Here is a 5,040-nt window from a genome sequence, read left to right on the forward strand (position 1 = left end):
ACCTTTGTTTTAATGCCCCTGGTTTGGGGGGGGGGGGGGCCCTGGACCCGGGGGGGGGGGGGGGCCGCCGCCGGGGGGGGGGGGGGGGGGGGGGGGTGGGGGGCGGGCCCCCGGGCGCGCCCGCCGTTCGCGGCGGTCGCACCCGGGGGCCCTGGGGCTGTCGGTACAGCGGTGGGATCAGGTGGTCTTCTGCAGCGTCCAGGACTGGTACGCCTGGCCGTTGGCCTTCTGCAGCTCCAGCAGCCAACCGCCGTAGTACCAGCGGTTGCTGACGCCCAGGACGAGCGAGGAGCCCTCGGCGGTCAGCGTGTGGCCGCCGCCCTGGGTCGTGGTCAGCCGCCACTTCTGGTTGGCCGCGTCGGAGCAGGCCTGCTGCGCGACGTACTGCCCGGCCACCGGGGTGCCGCCCAGCTGGAGGCACTTGCCGGAGCGCGCCGACTTGATCCGGACGGCGCCCGAACCGGCGTCCTCGAAGGTCCACTTCTGGTTGGCGTAGCCGGTGCGCTGGTAGGCGATGGCCACGGTGCCGTCGTTGAGCGAGCTGCCCCACAGGTCGGCGGCCTGGCCGGTGAGGCCGTTCACCAGGACGTACTTGTCGCCGCCGGGCTGCGGCGTGCCGCCGTCGGCGCCGGTGCGGAAGGTGGCCGTGCGGCCGGGCTTGGAGACGGCGCCCTGCGCGTCACGGACGGCGATCGCCACGGTGTACGAGGTGCCGGGCGCCAGGCGCACGACGCTCACCACGGTGGTCTTGACGGTGCCGATGGCCTGCCCGTTGAGCCGGATCTCGTAGCCGGCCGCGCCGGCGACGGCCGGCCAGCTCAGCACGACCGAGTTCGGAGTGACCTGACTGGCCGTCACATCCGGTCCGGTGGTGCCGGGTCCGGCGGTCGGGGTGCCCGTCGGGGTCGGGGTCGGGGTCGGCGACGGCGACTTGGTCGGGGTGCCGGTCGGGGTCGGGGTCGCGGTGGGCGACGGGGTGCGGGTCGGCGTGCCGGTCGGGGTCGGCGTCGGCGTCTTCGTCGGCTCCGGGTTCGGACCGGTGCCGCCGCCCGCGATCAGGAAGCGGTTGTTCGCGATGTTCCAGTGCGTCGCCAGGTAGCTGCCGGGCTGGGGAGCGGTGTGGTAGTAGTCGTCGTGCCGGCAGTCCAGCCGCATGTCGCTCGTGCGGTCCGGGCAGACCGTGCGCATCGCCGGGTAGTTCGGCGCGTCCGAGTAGCACATGATGTCCCACTCGTCGACGCAGTGGCCGCCGCGGCTGGTGTTGGGCGCGCTGTTGCTCACCGCGCCCAGGTTGTGGCCGAGTTCGTGGGCGGCGGTGTGGGCGCCCCAGCAGCCGGAGTCGGTACGGCCGTACGAGGGGCCGAAGTTGCTCATGTTGTCCTGGCCGGGCCGCTCGTCACCGGCGAAGGTGCCGATGCCGCAGTACACCTTCGCGTCCGCGAAGATCATGTACTTGCGGTCCTTGCGGTTGAAGCCCTGCGCGGCGATCGCCCGGTTGGAGGCGTTGAAGTCCTGCATCTCGGAGGCCGAGATCTGCACCTTCAGCACCGAGGCGCTGCAGTCCGGCTCGGTGACGTAGCGGACGTGCCGGACGCCGCCGGTCTCCTGTGCGCTCGCGTTGTAGATGACGTCGACCTCGGCCGCCCACTTCTTGAACGAGGCGGCGTACTGGGCGAACCGGTCGTTGCCCGGGGTGTGCACGTACACGACCTGCACCCGGTTGCCGGTGCTGCCGTCGCCGTCGCAGACCACGGCCGTACCGGCGGGGGCGTCCGCGGCGGCACCCGAGCCACCCGCGGCCGCGCCGCCCTGTCCGCCGTCCGCGGCGGCGGCCGCGCCGCCCACCAGCGCCTTGGCACCGGCGTCGAGGACCGGCGCCGCGCCCTTCAGCAGGTCGGCCGCGTTCGGGGCCTGGGCGTCGGCGGCCGGCGTCAGCACCGGCTCCTTGGCCGCGGCGGTGACCACCGGCGGCACGTCCTTCTGGATGTCGACATCCTTCGGCGGCGCGTCCGGGCCGTGGCTGCACAGCTGGCCGTCGGCCTTGCCGCCGCTCTGCGCGGTGCCGCTCTGGCCGGTGAAGGAGCCGCCGACCACCTCCAGCGAACCGGCGCAGCGGTCGTTGGTGGGCAGGGTCAATCCGGCGTAGACCAGGCCGCGTTCGGGCTGGTCCTTGGGTATCGCGGTCAGCGGCGCGGCCTTCTCGCGCTGCGGCGCGGGCGCCTGGGTGGCGCTCTCCGCGGTCCCGGTCTCGCCCGGGTCGTCCGACGCGAGGTCCCCGGCCGCCCCCGCCCGGTCGGCCGAACCCCCCGCCACCACCTTGTCACTGCGGGACGCCGACTCCAGCGCGGTCTCGACGCCGAGCGCCCCCGCGACCAGTCCGGCCACCACCGCGACGGCGATCAGGCCCGTACGGCGCCGCGAACGCGCCCGACGCCGCTGGGCGCGGGCTCCGCGCCGTCCGCTCCGGTCGTCCTCCAGACCGGCGTTTCCGTGCTCCATCGCTCACCTTTCCGAGTGCGACGGCCCGGCACCCCCGCCCGCCCCGGCCCGTCCGGACGACGGACCGCGGGTCGGCGGATGCCTCCTGGGCCTTCCGACACACCGGAGACCGGAGCGCGTGGTTCTGGATAACAGAAACCTCTTTCGAAAATTTCGAAGATGTTCGGACGGCTCCCGGCACGGTGTCCGCCGGTGGCGGTCCCGGCCGGAATTCGCTGGCGCGGACGGGCCCTTGGCAGGACACTGCCCCCATGCCGTCCAGCTCCGTCCCTTCGCCCGACGCCGCGCACCGCTCCGAGCCGGAGCCGCTCGAACCGGCCTGGTGGTTCGCGCACCCGCGGTACTGGGAGCTCCTGGAGTTCGAGGCCGCCTTCGACGGCGACGGCCGCCCCATGGACGCCCACTGGGTCGACCGCGAACGCGTCCTGGAAGCCCTCGTCCTGTCGCCCGGCGAACGCGACCCCGCGTTCGCCCGCTACCTCCTGACGCAGGAGATCCTCCGCCACGGCCACGGCTGGGGGTTCAGCCACAGCATCGAACTCGCCGCACTGCTCGTCGCCGAGGATCGCCGACCGGAGGACGTCTGGCTCCTGTGGTCGGCGGTGGTCCGGAGCTTCGACACCTGGTGCGGACTCCCGCACGAGCTGCTGTACGCCGCGGGCGTCGGGGCCGTGCTCGACCACGTCACCGCCTCGGACCGGCCGCAGCGCGCCGTCCTGCTGAACCACCTGCGGAGCCGTCCGGCCCGCACCGACGCCGCGGTGCAGCGCACCCTGACGGACCGGCGGCGCCACTACGCCGGCATCCTGCGCGAGCTCACCGGACCGTGAGACCGGGGTCGCCGGCCGGGTCCACGGCGGCACCGGGGCGCCATCGGGCCGACGTGCCGGACGGAGCGGTGCCGGGGCGCGCACTCGGGGGATGTGCGCACCCCGGCTCGGGGTGGAGGTGGCGGCCACCACCCGGTTACCGGCGGCGCGGCAGCCCGGTCAGGCTCGGGCAACGGCGCCGTGATCCGGAATGCTAGACCCCGCCGACACCCCGTGGCCAGAGCCGTGACCAGGGCATTTCCCGCCCCGGACATGCCATATCCACATCAGGGCAACGGAATTGACACATCGCCGGTCGTGCAGCGGCCGTCCTTACGAGCACCGGGGTAGCATCGGGCCCCATGGCTCGCAGCGACAAGAAGCCCCGGCGCCTGGTGGTCGACGACCGCACCTACCTCTGGTCCGTCCGACACCGCCACCACCCCGAGGGCTCCCCGTACTGCGGCGAGGTCCTCCACCTCCGCCTCCCCGGCAACCGCGGGCACCTGCGCCTGGTCTTCCAGGGCGGCCCCGAGCACTTGGTCCCGGACGGCTGGGTGCCCAGCGGCTCCGTCGGCACGGGCGGCGCCTGGCTCAACCTCCACCGGCCCGGCACCGCCCGGGCGCTGCTCGACGCGGCCCTCGCCGCCGGCTGGCAGCCGGAGGGCAGCGCCGTCGAGGAACTCGACGGCTGGACCCTCTTCGGGGCCGCCGCCGCCCTCTGCGCGGCCGTCCCGGCCGACTGAGCGGGCCGGGGCCGCGCCGAACACGCGGACGGCACGGGCCGGGGCGTCGGATCAGGCGCTCCGCTCCGCCGCCGGCCCACCCTCCTCGGGCCAGTCGCCCTCGACGTACCGCCGGACGAGCGCGGCGTGCGACAGCGGACTCGCGTGGTCGTCCACGTCGCCGTTGGTGGTGTAGTCCAGCAGCACGACATCGCCCTCCCGCGCGCGCAACTGCCCGACCAGGTCGGCCACCCGGTGCTCCAGGACCCACCGGTAGGCAGGCAGGTAGATCCGGCGCCGGGCCGCCCCGTACGACAACAGCTCGTCCCCGCCCAGGCCGGCGCGGTGGCCGAGGACCGGACCGTACCGCCGGACCGTCCGCTTCAGCCCCTTCATCGTGGTGATCCGGAGTTTCGCGGCGTCGACGTCCGCGTCCCGGAAGACCTTGAGGGCCTGCCAGATGCCTTCGACGGACGCCGCGGCCACCCCGTCACAGAACGGCACCGGGATCCCCCCGTGCGGATAGAACGGGCTCAACCGCACCCACGGTTCGGCGCCCCGGGAGGTGACGTCGATGATCTCCGCACCCGGGAACGCGGCGTTCAGCGACGCCGCGGAACGGCGGCGGCCGGCGACGTGGATCGGCATACAGGACTCCCTGTCTCGGGGACACGAACCACCGAGCATCCCCGACCCCACTGACAATCCCGGCCGCACCCGGCGCGCATCGTCGGACGCACCTCAGGCCCTGTCCGGCCGACCCTGCCGGGCGCACGATCCCGGGCATCCCGACCGACAGGACCTACGCCGCCACCCCGAACGGGAGCCGGCCGCGGGCCTGCAGGGCGATCCGGCCCGCACGCAGCACGGCCAGGGCCGCGGCCAGTTGGCCCGGGTCGCGGGTGAGCCAGAGGTCGGGCTTGCCGTACGCTCGACCCCGTAGCATCGGCCACCCTCCCCCGCACGCCCGGTCGGGGGGACCTCCATCGGCAGCGGAGCGGATCATC

5 protein-coding genes are annotated in these 5,040 nt (G+C 74.3%); 2 read left to right on the forward strand and 3 right to left on the reverse strand.

Going from position 1 to position 5,040, the window contains the following annotated elements; translation table 11 throughout:
* Positions 1–177 precede the first annotated feature (177 nt).
* The gene (locus ACWGB8_RS37700; protein ID WP_452218174.1) at positions 178–2,499 is read right to left on the reverse strand and encodes an RICIN domain-containing protein; all 2,322 of its coding nucleotides are present in this window, start codon (positions 2,497–2,499) and stop codon (positions 178–180) included.
* A 251-nt stretch (positions 2,500–2,750) separates the two neighbouring features.
* Between ACWGB8_RS37700 and ACWGB8_RS37705 the strand changes: the two genes are divergently transcribed.
* Positions 2,751–3,329, forward strand: a complete 579-nt coding sequence (locus tag ACWGB8_RS37705; protein ID WP_452218175.1) for a hypothetical protein — start codon at positions 2,751–2,753, stop codon at positions 3,327–3,329.
* Between the two features lie 341 nt (positions 3,330–3,670).
* Positions 3,671–4,054 carry a hypothetical protein gene (locus ACWGB8_RS37710; protein ID WP_452218176.1) on the forward strand — a complete coding sequence of 128 codons (384 nt, stop codon included), beginning with the start codon at positions 3,671–3,673 and terminating at the stop codon, positions 4,052–4,054.
* A gap of 51 nt (positions 4,055–4,105) precedes the next feature.
* Here ACWGB8_RS37710 and ACWGB8_RS37715 read toward each other — a convergent pair whose 3' ends face one another.
* Together ACWGB8_RS37715 and ACWGB8_RS37720 are read right to left on the reverse strand one after the other, a co-directional pair.
* Positions 4,106–4,681, reverse strand: coding sequence for a DUF6939 family protein (locus ACWGB8_RS37715; protein ID WP_452218177.1), 576 nt, complete (start codon positions 4,679–4,681; stop codon positions 4,106–4,108).
* A 154-nt stretch (positions 4,682–4,835) separates the two neighbouring features.
* Entirely contained in the window at positions 4,836–4,979 is a 144-nt protein-coding gene (locus ACWGB8_RS37720) for a hypothetical protein (protein ID WP_452218178.1), read from the reverse strand.
* Positions 4,980–5,040 lie beyond the last annotated feature (61 nt).

The organism is Kitasatospora sp. NPDC054939 (genome assembly GCF_053610105.1).